The sequence below is a fragment of the Salinimicrobium profundisediminis genome (genome assembly GCF_026241755.1).
GTDB classification, from domain to species: Bacteria; Bacteroidota; Bacteroidia; order Flavobacteriales; family Flavobacteriaceae; genus Salinimicrobium; species Salinimicrobium profundisediminis.
In genome coordinates this window covers 36,515-50,757 of the sequence record NZ_JAPJDA010000006.1, presented here as the reverse complement: position 1 = coordinate 50,757, position 14,243 = coordinate 36,515, and the positions used below count along the sequence as shown (strand labels likewise).

The following is a 14,243-nucleotide window of genomic DNA, read 5'->3' as shown; positions in this document are numbered from 1 at the left end:
ATGAAATTCAAATTTTTATTATGGGCCCTGTTAATATTCTCAGGGTCCTGCCAGAGTCAGACCGCCGCGAAGTTGCAGCAAGATGAACCGCTCCCTTTAGATCCCGCTGTGCGTTACGGAAAACTTAAAAATGGATTTACCTATTATCTCAAAAATGTGGAGGATCCACAAAATGCAGTACGATTTGATTTAATTGTAAAGGCAGGACGTTATCACGAGGATGGGGATCAAAGAGAATATGCTCATCTATTAGAACACATGCTCGCCAAGGAAACAAAACATTTCTCCACTTTAAGGAGATATTTCTCTCAGGATGGCAGGAGAAGGCATGCCTTTACAAACACCCATAGTACTCGATATTTTGCTATCATACCTAAAAATGATGAACAGGTTTTGAATGATGGTTTGCAAGTATTACTCGATTGGGCTCAAGGCAACGCGTGGAAGCCGGAATCAATAGCTGTAGAACGAGGTGCTATTGAGGGAGAGATGCGTACTACCGATCCTTACAGGGATTGGAAAACCAGGAAACTGGAACGTGAGGTTTTAAAAACGATGGGATACAACCCGACTGATATCAAGGCATCCCTGGAAAGCATTAAAAATTTCAATGCAGAAGCCTTTTATCGATTCTATAACGACTGGTATCGTCCCGATCTACAGGCCGTTATCATTGTAGGGGATATTAACGTTGACAGCCTCGAAAATGTCATCAGAGAAAAATTCGGTATACTAAAAGGTCCTCCCTATCCCCCGGATCCTAAAAAATATCTGTATCCGCAAACAGTACATTTTGGTGGTAAAGAACATTTTGCAGTTGTTAATGACAGCCTTGAGCCTGCAGTAAGTATGGAAATTCTTAAAGTGCGTCCTAATTTTCAACAGAATCCAAAGTCAGGAGTAAACTACCGTAGCATGCTATTACAACAGCTATATATGGCAGTTCTTGATAAAAGATCAAAGTTTGTTTCTCAGCAATATGATCCTCCTTTCTCTTATTTCTGGGCTAACTATCGTCCCGGAATTCTGGCAGGAGGACAGGTTAATGCTACTCAAATGAGCGTAAAACTAAAGAGAGATTTGCAAAATATGAAGGAGAAATTTCAAAGGGCAGTGAAAACCTGGAAACAATTGCACCTTAAAATAACCGAAGGAGAACTTGAGGAGGCAAAAAATGAAATTATTGATCGTAATGAATTTGGCCAGTCGACTACTGTCACGCAATTTGCAAAAATATTTAAAGATCATTTCGTCGATGGGAAAGCTGCTCCAGATCCGGAAGTTGAGACTGCACTGATAAAGAATCTCTTAAAGGAGATATCTGTTGGGGACCTGCAAAGTTTTATGGAAGAAAATGGCGATTTGAATGAGTCCACTCATTTTGTCTTCTTCAAAAATAAAAACATAAAAATACCGGATCATGAGGTATTCAAGCAATGGAAAAAAGAAGTTGACTCCATAACTATTAAACCTTTAGAAGCTCCTGCACCAACAATAGAATCATTGGAAGACGCAGCTAAAATATCAGTTTCATTGTCTGTAGAAAACATTGGTGTAGCAACAAACACTATTGGCGCTTCTACAGTCGAACTTCCTAATGGAGTAAAGCTACTTCTTAAACCCTCAAAGCCTGGTGCAGAAATTTATAGAAACAGAATCTCTATACAAGCGTTTCGACCTAACCCTGTTCCTTTAGAGAATCCACAAAGATATCTTGCCGCTCAAGTTGCTCCTGAAGTTATGCTGTTTTCCGGTGCTGGACCATACTCTAAATATGATCTTGAAAGGTTCACGAATAAAAAACGCCTCAATCTTCATTTTTTAATGAATAAGGATAGTCAGATCATCTCCGGGGATTCATATGTTCAAGACCTGCCGGAACTTTTAAATTTATTCTATCTCCACCTCCTTCATCCAAGAGAGGACAAAGAAGCATTTGAGGCATGGAGAGACAAAAAAAAAGAGGAACTCCAAGGAAGGAATATCAGAGGATCTTCCAGTTTTGTCGTGGACAAAATTGAACAAGTATGGTATCCTCAGCTCCCTAATCTGGATGAGAAAGCCCTACGGGAGCTCACCAAAGAAAAGGTGTTTACCGCTGTAAAAGAATGGTTTTCTTCTATTGAAGGCTATACATTCATTGTTACCGGCGATTTTGATACTGATCGCGTTCTGCCCATTCTGATCAGGAAACTCTCTGGCTTTCCTGCAAAAAACAGAGCCCATGTTATCAAAGATAAGGAATTCCATTTTCCTTTGGTGAAAATGCAGGAAAAACTGGCATTCAAAAATATAAATGCAGCCTATGTACGACTCTTCTTTCCTGTCAAAGTGGAAAAAGATATTAAAACAAAAATACATCTAAGATTGCTAAGCAGAGCCTTAAATGAGCGAATTCATGACAGACTGCGAGACGGCTCCTATTCCCCAATTTCTCAAGGAGAATATATAGATAGAGAGAATGGAATTTTCGCCTTTAAAATTATCTTCGACAGTAGCTTAGGTGAGGAGAAAAAGATGATCACATGGGCAATGGAAGAGTTTCAAAACTTGCGAGATCATGGTGTTGAAAAAGAATGGTTGGAGAACGCTATAACACAGGAATTACTCAGCTATGAAAGTAAATTCAACAATTTTCTAGATTATAATAATTTTTGGCAGAATTATCTACAGTCCAAAGTAATGAGCAAAGAAAATCTTGAAAAAGAAGTCCTACAGTATGGCACAATTCTGGAACATTTTATAAATTTCCAGGACTTTAACAGAGCGGCGAAAAATTATCTAAGTGAGGAAAACCTACTAGAATTTATTGGACTTCCAGAGCATTATTAATAAAAGTTTATTTCAGGACAAGTACTGCAAATTGAAGATATCACCTCAGAGAAGATCTGAGGTAATATCTTCAGCATTAAAAATAACTAACCCAACTTTCCCGGCTATGGAAGTACAATTATATCCGGTGTCCCACTAGGCTTGGGGTCTTTATCGCCCATGTTCTCATAAAGATCATGCGGAGTACCGTTTGCTCCAAATTGGATACGGCATGTAAATTCCCCTATACCACAATCCTGTTCAGCAACGGAGTACCATGTGCTTCCCACTTTATAATAGTCAAGAGCCAGAACTTCAGGTTCTTCTTTGTGATCTATGGCAAAGGCCATTCCTATGGCAAAAATAAATGCCAGCATCGGTAATAAAATTTTTAGATTTTTCATCACATTATTATTTAATCATTAAACAAATACCTATGAGTTCTACAGGTTAGGCTTCCCCTGCATTATCGCGCAATAATGATTTAATGAGATAAAGTTCTGTAATTAAAGGCTTTGTCACTTGCCTTAGAAGCTTTATAAGTAGTCCCGGAAGTCATTTTGTTCAGGATTTTCTAATTTGGGAAGGAGTTACACCGTATTCTTTTTTAAAGGATCTGGAGAAATGCGAGAAGCTGGCAAAACCACATTCTTCTGCAATTTCATTTACAGGCAGGCTGGTATTTTGCAATAGCAAATGCGCCTTCTCCAGGCGCTTACGCAGGTGATAATTGTAGATGGTATCACCGTAAGCCCGCTTAAAGATGGCTTTGATCTTGCTTGCACTACCCCCTACTTCCCGGGCAATCACCGGCAGGCTCTTCAGCTTTCTGTCCAGTCTTTTCATTACGTATTTGTGCAACCTCCTGGTTAACTGCCGTTGTTCCCGGAGAAGCAGACTACGGTACTCACTGGGATAACCGGTTTCTTTTTTGTCACCGCTAAGGTCCTTCTTCAATTTTTCGTTATAGTAGGTCGATTTAAAGGCCGATAAGGTGTATGTTTTTTTACCGTTGGAAACCAGGGGATGCAGGTAAGCCTTCCCCACCCAGTGGTAACCGTTGCCATGCCTGAATTCTACTATAAAAGGAAAATGCCTCTCATGGGCTTGATCCAGTAGCCGTTCGGGATCATCTGGTAACTCAGTATCTTCACTTAAATACAATTTGATCGGTCTTTTTAGCAAACCCTCCTTCGGGTATTTAAAGATTTCTTCAACATTGGCAGAATAAGAAATTATATGGAGATCCTGATCGAGATTAAAAATTACATTCTCAATAACCTCTTTGCTTTTCTCATGATTGATTTGATGCACCGCAGTATCAACCTCTTCAACCATAGTATTTAACGAAAGAACAATTTGTTCCAGCTCATCTTTACGGTTTCTTAACGCTAGGGTGTATGTATAATTTCCCAGAGTAATCTCTGCTATAAAATCTAGAATTTCCTGTACCCTACTTTGAAAATTAGCGGTAAACATACCTGTATGATTTTATTACTTAATTAAAGCTGTCCAGAAACCATAAGGCTTCCGGCATCGAAGTAAACTCACGGGTAGGGACCGAAGGATTACTTATGTTTATAAAAGCTGTGCTTAAAGTACCTGAGTAGGCTTTTTCGATTAGCAAGGCTACGGCAAGAGCATTCACGCAACCCTGTTCTGCAAGATATTCGCGAGCAGCCTTATTAGCTGTCTTTAAAAGCCTTATATCACATAAAATAGGATAAGATATCCCGTTTTGAAAACGTAACCTTTCCTTTACAACTGCCCGTGCAGCTTCAAGATCTATTAGGCTATTAGGTTTGTAGACGAAATGCAGGATCCCCTCTTCAATCCAGAAGTCTGCAAAGTCCTGTCCTTTAACCATATATCCTTATTTCATTCCTAATGTAATTAAAAAAATTATTGCTTTTAAAGAAGAAATTTGCCTTTAAAGGATAAAAACTTACGAAAAGCAAAGTATTTCATAAGATTTGCCTTAAAAGAATCGAATTAGCCCTACAAGTCATATTATTCACCTAACAGATTGAATACCAGATTCTTTTTTTAGCTTCATGGAAATAAAGTAAATACCCATGGCAAAAATTAAACCTAATAATCTTCTTGATACCGTTGTTTCGGTAATGACCAATGCTAAAGAGTCCGGCGCATTACATTTATATGCGGAAGGAGAACATTTTGATGGCAGGCAGATCCAGATTAAAGGAAAAAAGCTTTTCCACTTTGGTACCACCGGATATCTTGGATTAGAGCAGGACAGGCGCTTAAAGCAGGCAGCAATTCGCGCCGTTGAAGCGTACGGCACCCAATTTCCGCTTTCCAAGTCCTACGTCTCCCATCCCCTCTATGCCCATCTGGAATCTTTAATGGGAGATATCTACAATAGTCCGGTGGTAATAACGAAGAACAGTAGCCTGGGGCACCTGGGAGTAATCCCTTCAATTGTTGGTGACGGGGATGGAGTGATCCTGGACCACCAGGTACACTGGAGTGTGCAAGGGGCTGTGAATCCTTTGAAGCTGCGTTCGGTTCCCGTAGAAATGATTCGCCACAACAACCTGGAAATGCTCGAAGACAAAATAAAAAAGTTGCAATCCAGATGTAATAAGATATGGTACATGGCAGATGGGGTATACTCAATGTATGGGGACTTTGCTCCTGTTAAAGAGCTTATGCTGCTTTGTAAGAAATATGATCAACTTCATATCTATTTTGATGATGTTCACGGCATGAGCTGGAAAGGGAAACACGGTAGTGGCTATGTAATGAGTGTTTTAGAAGAGCTGCCAGAAAAAGTAGTTCTCTTTGGAACCCTTAGTAAAACCTTTGGCGCCAGCGGTGCCGTGATGGCATGTACCGATAAAAAGATCCACCAAAAGATTAAAAATTTTGGAGGACCTCTAACCTTTTCCGTTCAATTGGAACCTGCATCGGTTGCAGCCGCGATAGCCTCTGCAATAATTCATATAAGTCCGGAAATCTATACTTTGCAGGAAGAGCTTTTGGAACGTATCAACTACTTCAATGAACTTTTGCTGCAAACCAATCTCCCTTTAATAACGATCAATGATTCACCTGTATTCTATATTGGAGCAGGAATGCCCGAGACCGGATTTAACCTGGTGAATCGTCTCATGAGAAGTGGGTTCTATGTAAACACCGGAATTTTTCCCGCTGTCCCGGTGAAAAATACGGGACTTAGAATTACCATATCCAGACATAATCAAAAAGAAGAGATTAAAGGCCTGGTGGAAGCTTTGGAATATCATTTTCCAAAGGCCCTTGAAGACACAAATACCAACTTAGAACGGATCAATTTTGCCTTTGGCAGGTCAAATAAAGTTTTAGAAGTTTCTACGATAAAATCTGCACTTACCATTGAATGTTTTAAATCAATAGAACAAATAGATCCCGAGCTGTGGAACAGTACTGTGGGAGGTCAAAGTTTTTATGATTGGAAAGGTCTTAAAGCAATGGAGGAAATTTTCCAAGATAATGACCCCCCTGAGGAAAACTTCATTTTCTATTACTTTCTGGTAAGGGATGACAAGGGAGAATGTATATTATCCACCTTCTTCACCTATAGTTTATGGAAGGAAGATATGCTGGCTCCCGAATCTGTTTCAAAAAGACTCGAAAAAGTTAGGAAAACCGAACCATATTACCACATTAGCACCTGTCTTTGTATGGGTTCCATGATCACTGAAGGGGAACATTTATATCTAAATTACGACCATCCCAAATGGAAAGAAGCCTTTAACCTATTGTTGGAGCAACTGGAAACAATCGAGAAAAAACTAAAACCACAGTATTTGATTCTCCGGGATTTCCATCCAAAAAACGCAGAGATAAAATCTTTTCTTCACAACAAAGGATTCTTACAATTAGCTATGCCCGAAGCTGCATCTTACTCCAATTTTGATTGGGTAGATGAAACTTCTTACCTCGCAACTTTGAGTAAAAGTTCTCGCAGGCACTTTAGAAAAGAGATAGAGAATTTCAAAGATGAATTTTATGTAAGGCACCTCGTAAACTTAACTAACAATGAATTAGAAAAGAGCTATGAACTTTACCTTGCAGTCAAGGAAAATAATTTTGGCCTCAACACATTTAACTATCCTTATTCCCTTTTTAAGCACATGAATGAAGCGCCACAATGGGAATTTATTTTGCTTTATTTAAAGAAGAAAGGAATGCAGCAGGTGGGGGTGATGTTTTGTTATAAAAATTCCGCGAATATTTATACGCCTGCAGTCGTGGGTATGGATTACGAATTTTCGCGGGAATACAATGTCTACAGGCAGCTGTTATACCAAACCATCCTCCGGGCGAAAGAGTTAGGAACGCGCAGGATCGATTTTGGTTTGACTGCCGGATTTGAAAAACGCAAGGTAGGGGCGCAAATCCATGACCGCTGCGCCTATATTCAGGCCCGTGACAATTTTGCTCTTGAAGCCCTGGAATGGATGAGGAAGGATTAGTGGGGAGTCTTTAGGCCAGAGGCGGTAGTCGGTAGGTTGTCCTGAATTACATTTTCACTACTTTAGCCTTTAAACAAATCGGCAACTAGCAACTAGCAATTAGCAACTGGCACCGAGAACCGACAACCGAGAACTGAAAACAACATGTTCATCATAGCAGAAATAGCACAAGCCCATGAGGGCAGCCTCGGGATCGCCCACTCCTATATAGACGCCCTGGCGAAAACCGGCGTCGATGCCGTAAAATTCCAGGTGCATATTGCCGAAGCTGAAAGCAGCGTACATGAGCCTTTCAGAGTGAAATTTTCTACTCAGGATAAAATCCGGTTTGACTATTGGAAACGCATGGAATTTTCCCTTCAACAATGGCAGGAATTAAAGACCCATTGTGAAGAAGCGGGGGTGGAATTCATGGCTTCGCCGTTTAGCAATGCAGCAGTGGACCTGCTGGAGGAGCTTGATCTAAAAAGATACAAGATTGGATCGGGCGAGGTCAATAATTTTCTGCTGCTGCAAAAGATCGCTGCTACTAAAAAGCCAATGATCCTTTCTTCAGGAATGAGTTCTTTTGAAGAGCTGGATAAAACTGCAGATTTCCTTAAAGACCTGAATGTGGATTTTTCCATCCTCCAGTGCACTACCTCCTACCCTACCCGTACCGAAAATTATGGGCTTAATGTGATTCAGCAGTTAAAGGAGCGATACGGAGTCACAGTAGGATATTCGGATCATTCAGCTCGCATAGAAACCTGCATTGCTGCCACCGCACTAGGAGCTGAGATTCTGGAGTTTCATGCTGTATTCAACCGGCAAATGTTTGGCCCCGATGCATCTTCTTCTTTAGAAATTGATGAAATAAAGCAATTAGTTTCCGCAGTAAAAAACATTTCACTGGCGCAGCAACACCCTGTAGATAAATCGGACAATAGCTCCTTTAGCGATCTTAAAAATATCTTCGAAAAATCCCTTGCTGTAAACAAAGATCTCCCCGCAGGACATATCCTTAGTTTTGAAGACCTGGAGTCTAAAAAGCCAAAAGGTTTTGGAATCGACGCTTCAAATTTTAGGGAGGTGATCGGGAAAAATTTGAGCAGAAATTTGGTGCAGTGGGAGTTCTTACAGGAGGAGGACCTTGAGTAGTTTGTTGTTTCTGGAAAAGTCTTTAGACGGTGGTCGGGAGTCGGTAGTGTAAGTTCCTGATTCCGTTTTTGGGCTCTCTTTAGGATGAGGGGTAAAACCAAAAACGGTTTATTGTGAACAATCTTTAGACGGTAGTCGAGAGTCGGTAGAGAAAGTTCCTGAGTTCGTTTTTGCTTACCTGCTGAAGGTTAGTTTTTTAACTATTGAAATTTTCAGCACTCCAAAAGGATTCAGTTAAGTAAAAGACCGTGTCAATAAAATATAGAATATCATTTTTGGTTAAGACATTCTCGTCATGTAAATCCTCTAAAATGATACCCAATTGAGGATTGAAATAGTCGTTGTTGCGATTATTTTCAAACCCATTTAGAGTTAAAAATGCTTTAACTTGAGCAAGATCTGTCCTTTCAGTAATTGACACGAAAGATTGTTCTACTACTGCATACAGAATATTATTATCGGTTGTAAACCCTTTTAAATTATATGCCGTGTCTGGAAAAAAGTAGTTATGTAGGAGGAGATTATAAAAATAATCTTTCCAGGAAGTATAGTAAATGCTATCGTTTAATTTTAGAACCTTCTCGGTATCTTTTAAATAGACTTTCTGTTCAGCTCCTTCACTAACATATTGCGATGTGTCGATATCGATCCAAAGATTATTCTCAGAAATATATTTTATTAATTTCTTTGTTTCTTCTTTTTTGTAGTACTTGTTGTTCTGAGAAGTTGAGCTTGTTTGCGCGCCATCTTTAAGGTAATTGGCGATTGCCTGGATAAGTTTTCCAAACCTAACTTCGCTCTTTCCTGAAAGGACATTATGTAGTTCATTTTTCAAATGATATTGCTTTGACAAATATAAGAAAATTTCGAATTTCGGAAAAATGGTGGAGAGCGGGAAATGGGAAGTAGGAAATGGAGAGTTTTTACTTTATCGTTTGTTGGATTGGGAATTTATAATAACTCCTGTCGTCTTCGACCTTCTCCTTCTCTGCCCTGCCGGGCATATAAGGAGGCTCAGACTGACAGGCACTATGTTTTTTATTAGCAGATTTTACTTTTTACTGTTTAACTATGGATAGTTTAAGTTTAAAACGGCCTACGAAAATTTGTCGTAAAATTTGAAGTGAACCCCGATAGCTATCGGGGGTGAAATTTTAGGCTGTTTGAGCTAAGCTGCTTTTTCTCTTTTACTGTTCTTTTTCCCGCGAGTTCCTACAATTTAGGTGCCGAACAAAAAATTTAGACAAATTTTCGTAAACCTAGTCCCGACGCTTCGGGATTGGTTCTTTTGCCTGCATCCGACGACCACAGGGAGAGGAATGCAATGCAAAAAAGAACAGACAAATTTGCTACATTAGCTACTCCAAACCGAAAACATCAAACCGGGAACCGAATGAAAAGAAAAATCTGCGTCGTAGTCACTGCCCGCCCCTCCTACAGCAGAATAAAAACAGCACTCACTGCAATACAAAATCATCCAGACCTGGAGTTGCAACTGGTAATTGCCGGTTCGGCCTTACTGGACCGTTACGGAAATGCCGTGGATTTCATTGAAAAGGACGGTTTTCCCATCGCTGCAAAAGTATTTATGGTACTGGAGGGAGAAAATCCCACCACTATGGCTAAGACCACCGGATTGGGAGTGATGGAACTTACTAATGTCTTTTACAACCTAAAACCAGATGCGGTGATTACCATTGCCGACAGATTTGAAACCATCGCAACTTCCATTGCAGCATCTTATCAAAACATTCCCCTCGTTCACATACAGGGCGGAGAAGTAACCGGCAGTATCGATGAGAAAGTAAGGCATGCTAATACAAAACTTGCCGATCTGCACCTCGTCTGCACCCATGACGCACGGGAACGTGTAATAAAACTAGGAGAAGAACCTGAGAAAGTAATTAATACCGGATGCCCTTCGATTGATCTTGCGAAAATGGTAAGTGAAAATCCAAACCTAAATTTTAATCCTATTGCAAAATATGGCGGAGTCGGGATGGAATTAAACTGGCAGGAGGGCTATATTGTGGTGATGCAGCACCCTGTAACCACAGAGTATAAACAAGCTAAAAAGCATGTGCTGGAAACACTACATGCCATTAAAGTTCTTGATTATCCCACTTTCTGGTTCTGGCCTAATGTAGATGCAGGATCAGACGGCACATCAAACGGGATCCGATCTTTCCGTGAACTGGAAAAACCAGGAAATATTCACTTTTTCAAGAATATGAATCCTATCGACTTCCTTAAACTTCTAAAAAATGCAAAAGCTTTAATAGGGAATTCCAGTGCAGGATTACGTGAATGTGCCTATCTTGGAGTACCTGTTGTAAATATTGGAAACCGTCAACACAGGAGGAGCCGGGCACAAAATGTTACAGATGTAGATTACAATAGAGAGCAGATCCTGAAGGTAACCAAAAATGCTCTTGTAAGAGAACATTATCCTTCTTCAGAACTTTATGGAGATGGGAATGCGGGAGAAAAAATAGCGGAGATCCTTGCTACGGTGGAATTGACGTATTCGAAGACGATTACTTATTAGAGTTGTCAGTTGTCGGTTCTCTGTTGTCGGTTGAATTTTTTTAAATTGGTGAAATCCAGAAAATGATGAAGCATGAAAAGCCACAAGGATCTTGATATTTACAATTTAGCTTTTGAATATGCTATTGAAGTCCATAAGCTTTCCTTAAAGTTGCCGAAGTTTGAATTATATGAACAGGGAAGTCAAGTAAGAAGATCCTCAAAAAGTATTAAGGATGCTATTGTTGAGGGATATGGTCGAAAAGTATACAAACAGGATTTTCTAAAATTTCTCACCTATGCTCATGCGTCATTGTTGGAATGCATTTCCCAACTGGAAATGATCAATGAATTATATAAACTGGAGGGAACCCTTGAACTAATAAAGAAATATGATCTTTTAGGAGGGAAAATATTTTCTTTTATGCTTTATGTCGAAAAGAACTGGAAAACATGATCTTCTGTTTCAGGCTGTCAGATACTGAGTTATCGGTTAATTTTACGACTTCATAAATCAATAACCCGACCTGACAAACTGATAACCGCTAACCGCTAACCGAAAAATGAAAATCCTTGGACTCATTCCCGCCCGCGGCGGCAGTAAAGGAATACCCGGAAAGAATATTAAATCTCTCGACGGAAAACCTTTGCTGCAGTACACTTATGAGGCAGCCAAAAACTCAACCCTGCTATCCAGTGTGATCCTGAGTTCAGATGATCCTGAGATCATTCGGATCGCTAAAGAAATTGGACTGGAAGTTCCTTTCATCAGACCTGCAGCCCTGGCAGCCGATGGTACTTCTTCTCTGGAAGTTATTCAACACGCACTGAACTTCTTTGCTCAAAAAGGGCAAAATTTTGATGCAGTTTGTCTGCTGCAGGTGACTTCTCCCTTGCGTAGAAATGGATTGATAGATGCAGCCATAGAGCAATTTTCTAAAGGGAAATTCGATTCCTTGATCTCTGTTCGGGAAGTGCCTGCAGAATTCAATCCGCACTGGATCTTTGAACAAAACAATGGACAATTAGCAATTGCTACCGGAGAGAAAGAGATTATTTCCCGAAGGCAGGACCTGCCTAAGGCCTATCATCGTGATGGTGCAATTTATATAACAAAAACAGAGGTTCTTCAGAAACAAAATTCCCTTTACGGAAATAAGATAGGTTTCATTGACACTACCGGAGATCCGCATGTAAATATTGATACGCCGGCAGATTGGGAGAAAGCCGAGAGGCTTCTGACAATTTTCAGGGAACAATAAACGATTATCAGATTTTTCCGTAGGCTGTTAGCGTTTACTATTGGTTTGTTGTTTTTAGTTTATTGTTTGTTGTTCTAAATTTTCTGAACCCGTTTGTGGGCTCCCCTGCCGGCCGCAGGCGGGCTTTAGGGTGAGGGGCAAAACCAAAAACGGTTGCGTATATTTCTTATTGTTATACCAAATACAACACTAAATTGGAATTTGGTGCTTGTTTATTGGTGCTTTTTATAGCTTTGAAAAAATTATACAATATTCATTATACTATATACAATAGCTAATGTGTGGAATTGCAGGAATCATTGGCCCAAACCCTTCTGAAGCAGAACTTCAAAAAATGCTTCAGGCACAACATCACCGTGGCCCTGATCACACCGGCACATACTTCGATCCGGGTTTTGCAGCCATAGGCCACAACCGGCTTTCCATTATTGATCTTTCCCCCGATGCCAATGAACCCTTTATAGATAATTCCGGTAGATATTATTTGAGTTTTAACGGGGAAATTTATAATTATAAAGAGCTGAAAGAGGAATTAAAACCGCATTACAATTTTAAAACCTCGTCGGATACTGAAGTACTGCTGGCAGCTTTTATCTACTGGGGAAAAGAATGCCTTAATAGATTTAACGGAATGTTTTCCTTTGCCATCTGGGATTGCCGGGAAAAAAAGCTTTTTGCTGCACGGGATAGGTTTGGAGTGAAACCTTTTTATTATTCTGAAGCTGATAAAAACCTCTACTTCAGCAGTGAAATAAAGACACTCAAAAATGTCATTTTTGACACCCCACCAAACCTAAAGGTCTGGGCAAATTATTTTAGCTATGGCTCCTACGGTATGCCGGAAGAGGCTTTTTACAGTAACATCAAACAATTACCGGGTGGATATTTGCTGGAATATTCTGAAGGTCGGCTAAAGCTTGAAAAGTGGTATAATTTTGTTTCAAGAGTCCAAAATATAAGATCTGAAAGCTCTATTGAACAAGCAAAAGCTGAATATCTCGAACTACTGAAAGACAGTATCAAACTTCGTTTCCGTGCCGATGTGCCTGTAGCATTTAACATAAGCGGCGGAGTGGATAGTTCCCTCCTCCTTGCACTGGTGAATATGTTTGAAGATAAACAGCAGGTCAATGCTTATTCTTTTTACACGGGAGATGAACGTTATGATGAGCTTCCATGGGTAGAACAGATGATCTCAACTACACAAAACCCGCTTCACAAAGTACTTTTTTCGGCTTCCGAAGTTCAAACGAATGCAATAAAAATGAGTCGGCAACAGGATGAACCTTTTGGAGGTATTCCTACCATGGCTTATTCTAAAATTTTTGAACAGGCTCATGCCAACGGTGTAAAGGTGTTACTTGACGGGCAGGGAATGGATGAGCAATGGGCAGGGTATGACTATTATCAAACCTCCGGCTCAATCATCCAGGGCACCGGACAAAATTCTCCTTTCCGAACGCATGTGCTAAATCCCGAATTTGCCGCTTTGGCACAAAAGACAGAATATCCAGAACCGTTCGACAACAGACTGCAGAATCTGCAGTTTCGGGATCTTTTTTATACCAAACTCCCACGAGCGCTGCGATTCAATGACAGGGTTTCCATGACCTATAGCACTGAACTTCGGGAGCCTTTTCTTGATTATCGCCTCGTCGAACTCGCTTTTGCACAACCAGAGGGTTATAAAATTAAGAATGGAGTTGGAAAATATATGCTCCGCGAGATCCTAAAACCGCTAGTTCCCTCTACTATCTCTTATGCTCCAAAACGTCCTCTCCAAACTCCCCAGCGGGAATGGTTAAGTCAGGAACTTAAAGCATTTGTGGAAGAGAAATTGCTTCACCTTAAAAATACTTCAGCAACAGATTGGTTTGATCACGAAAAAATTCAGAAAGAATGGAAAAAGTATCTGGCAGGAGATAACACGAGTAGCTTCCATGTGTGGCAATGGGTGAACACAGCATTACTTCTATAACTAATTAACGATAAAATATAATGATACTGAGGACAGGTGCGACTA

11 protein-coding genes are annotated in these 14,243 nt (G+C 40.2%); 7 read left to right on the top strand and 4 right to left on the bottom strand.

Going from position 1 to position 14,243, the window contains the following annotated elements; genetic code table 11:
- Entirely contained in the window at positions 1–2,832 is a 2,832-nt protein-coding gene (locus OQ279_RS04820) for a M16 family metallopeptidase (protein WP_266068700.1), read from the top strand.
- Between the two features lie 104 nt (positions 2,833–2,936).
- Here the strand turns inward: OQ279_RS04820 and OQ279_RS04815 are convergent, their stop codons facing one another.
- From OQ279_RS04815 to OQ279_RS04805, 3 genes are all read right to left on the bottom strand, one after another.
- Positions 2,937–3,215, bottom strand: a complete 279-nt coding sequence (locus OQ279_RS04815; protein ID WP_266068699.1) for a DUF6520 family protein — start codon at positions 3,213–3,215, stop codon at positions 2,937–2,939.
- A gap of 160 nt (positions 3,216–3,375) precedes the next feature.
- Entirely contained in the window at positions 3,376–4,290 is a 915-nt protein-coding gene (locus OQ279_RS04810) for an AraC family transcriptional regulator (protein ID WP_266068698.1), read from the bottom strand.
- Positions 4,291–4,309: 19 nt separating this feature from the next.
- A complete protein-coding gene (locus OQ279_RS04805) occupies positions 4,310–4,678 on the bottom strand; it encodes a DUF7793 family protein (RefSeq protein ID WP_266068697.1) in 369 nt (122 codons plus the stop codon).
- A 208-nt stretch (positions 4,679–4,886) separates the two neighbouring features.
- On the opposite strand from OQ279_RS04805, the gene OQ279_RS04800 reads away from it, so the two are divergent.
- Together OQ279_RS04800 and OQ279_RS04795 are read left to right on the top strand one after the other, a co-directional pair.
- Positions 4,887–7,292 (top strand): bifunctional aminotransferase class I/II-fold pyridoxal phosphate-dependent enzyme/GNAT family N-acetyltransferase, encoded by a 2,406-nt coding sequence (locus OQ279_RS04800; protein ID WP_266068696.1) that lies wholly within the window; start codon positions 4,887–4,889, stop codon positions 7,290–7,292.
- A 144-nt stretch (positions 7,293–7,436) separates the two neighbouring features.
- On the top strand, positions 7,437–8,432 hold the full coding sequence (locus OQ279_RS04795; RefSeq protein ID WP_266068695.1) for an N-acetylneuraminate synthase family protein: 996 nt from the start codon (positions 7,437–7,439) through the stop codon (positions 8,430–8,432).
- 196 nt (positions 8,433–8,628) lie between these two features.
- Here the strand turns inward: OQ279_RS04795 and OQ279_RS04790 are convergent, their stop codons facing one another.
- A complete protein-coding gene (locus OQ279_RS04790) occupies positions 8,629–9,267 on the bottom strand; it encodes a putative polyvalent protein kinase domain-containing protein (protein ID WP_266068694.1) in 639 nt (212 codons plus the stop codon).
- 558 nt (positions 9,268–9,825) lie between these two features.
- Between OQ279_RS04790 and neuC the strand changes: the two genes are divergently transcribed.
- The 4 genes from neuC (at position 9,826) to asnB (ending at position 14,198) form a co-directional block, all read left to right on the top strand.
- On the top strand, positions 9,826–10,980 hold the full coding sequence (gene neuC / locus OQ279_RS04785; protein ID WP_266068692.1) for a UDP-N-acetylglucosamine 2-epimerase: 1,155 nt from the start codon (positions 9,826–9,828) through the stop codon (positions 10,978–10,980).
- Positions 10,981–11,052: 72 nt separating this feature from the next.
- Entirely contained in the window at positions 11,053–11,415 is a 363-nt protein-coding gene (locus OQ279_RS04780; RefSeq protein ID WP_266068691.1) for a four helix bundle protein, read from the top strand.
- Between the two features lie 106 nt (positions 11,416–11,521).
- Positions 11,522–12,220 carry an acylneuraminate cytidylyltransferase family protein gene (locus tag OQ279_RS04775; protein ID WP_266068690.1) on the top strand — a complete coding sequence of 233 codons (699 nt, stop codon included), beginning with the start codon at positions 11,522–11,524 and terminating at the stop codon, positions 12,218–12,220.
- A 277-nt stretch (positions 12,221–12,497) separates the two neighbouring features.
- Positions 12,498–14,198: an asparagine synthase (glutamine-hydrolyzing) gene (gene asnB / locus OQ279_RS04770; protein WP_266068688.1), complete on the top strand. Its 1,701-nt coding sequence runs from the start codon at positions 12,498–12,500 to the stop codon at positions 14,196–14,198.
- Positions 14,199–14,243: the final 45 nt, after the last annotated feature.

Coding starts and splice junctions, on each gene's coding strand:
- OQ279_RS04820 (WP_266068700.1), top strand. CDS start 1: ATGAAATTCAAATTTTTATTATGGGCCCTGTTAATATTCTCAGGGTCC.
- OQ279_RS04815 (WP_266068699.1), bottom strand. CDS start 3,215: ATGAAAAATCTAAAAATTTTATTACCGATGCTGGCATTTATTTTTGCC.
- OQ279_RS04810 (WP_266068698.1), bottom strand. CDS start 4,290: ATGTTTACCGCTAATTTTCAAAGTAGGGTACAGGAAATTCTAGATTTT.
- OQ279_RS04805 (WP_266068697.1), bottom strand. CDS start 4,678: ATGGTTAAAGGACAGGACTTTGCAGACTTCTGGATTGAAGAGGGGATC.
- OQ279_RS04800 (WP_266068696.1), top strand. CDS start 4,887: ATGGCAAAAATTAAACCTAATAATCTTCTTGATACCGTTGTTTCGGTA.
- OQ279_RS04795 (WP_266068695.1), top strand. CDS start 7,437: ATGTTCATCATAGCAGAAATAGCACAAGCCCATGAGGGCAGCCTCGGG.
- neuC (WP_266068692.1), top strand. CDS start 9,826: ATGAAAAGAAAAATCTGCGTCGTAGTCACTGCCCGCCCCTCCTACAGC.
- OQ279_RS04780 (WP_266068691.1), top strand. CDS start 11,053: ATGAAAAGCCACAAGGATCTTGATATTTACAATTTAGCTTTTGAATAT.
- OQ279_RS04775 (WP_266068690.1), top strand. CDS start 11,522: ATGAAAATCCTTGGACTCATTCCCGCCCGCGGCGGCAGTAAAGGAATA.
- asnB (WP_266068688.1), top strand. CDS start 12,498: ATGTGTGGAATTGCAGGAATCATTGGCCCAAACCCTTCTGAAGCAGAA.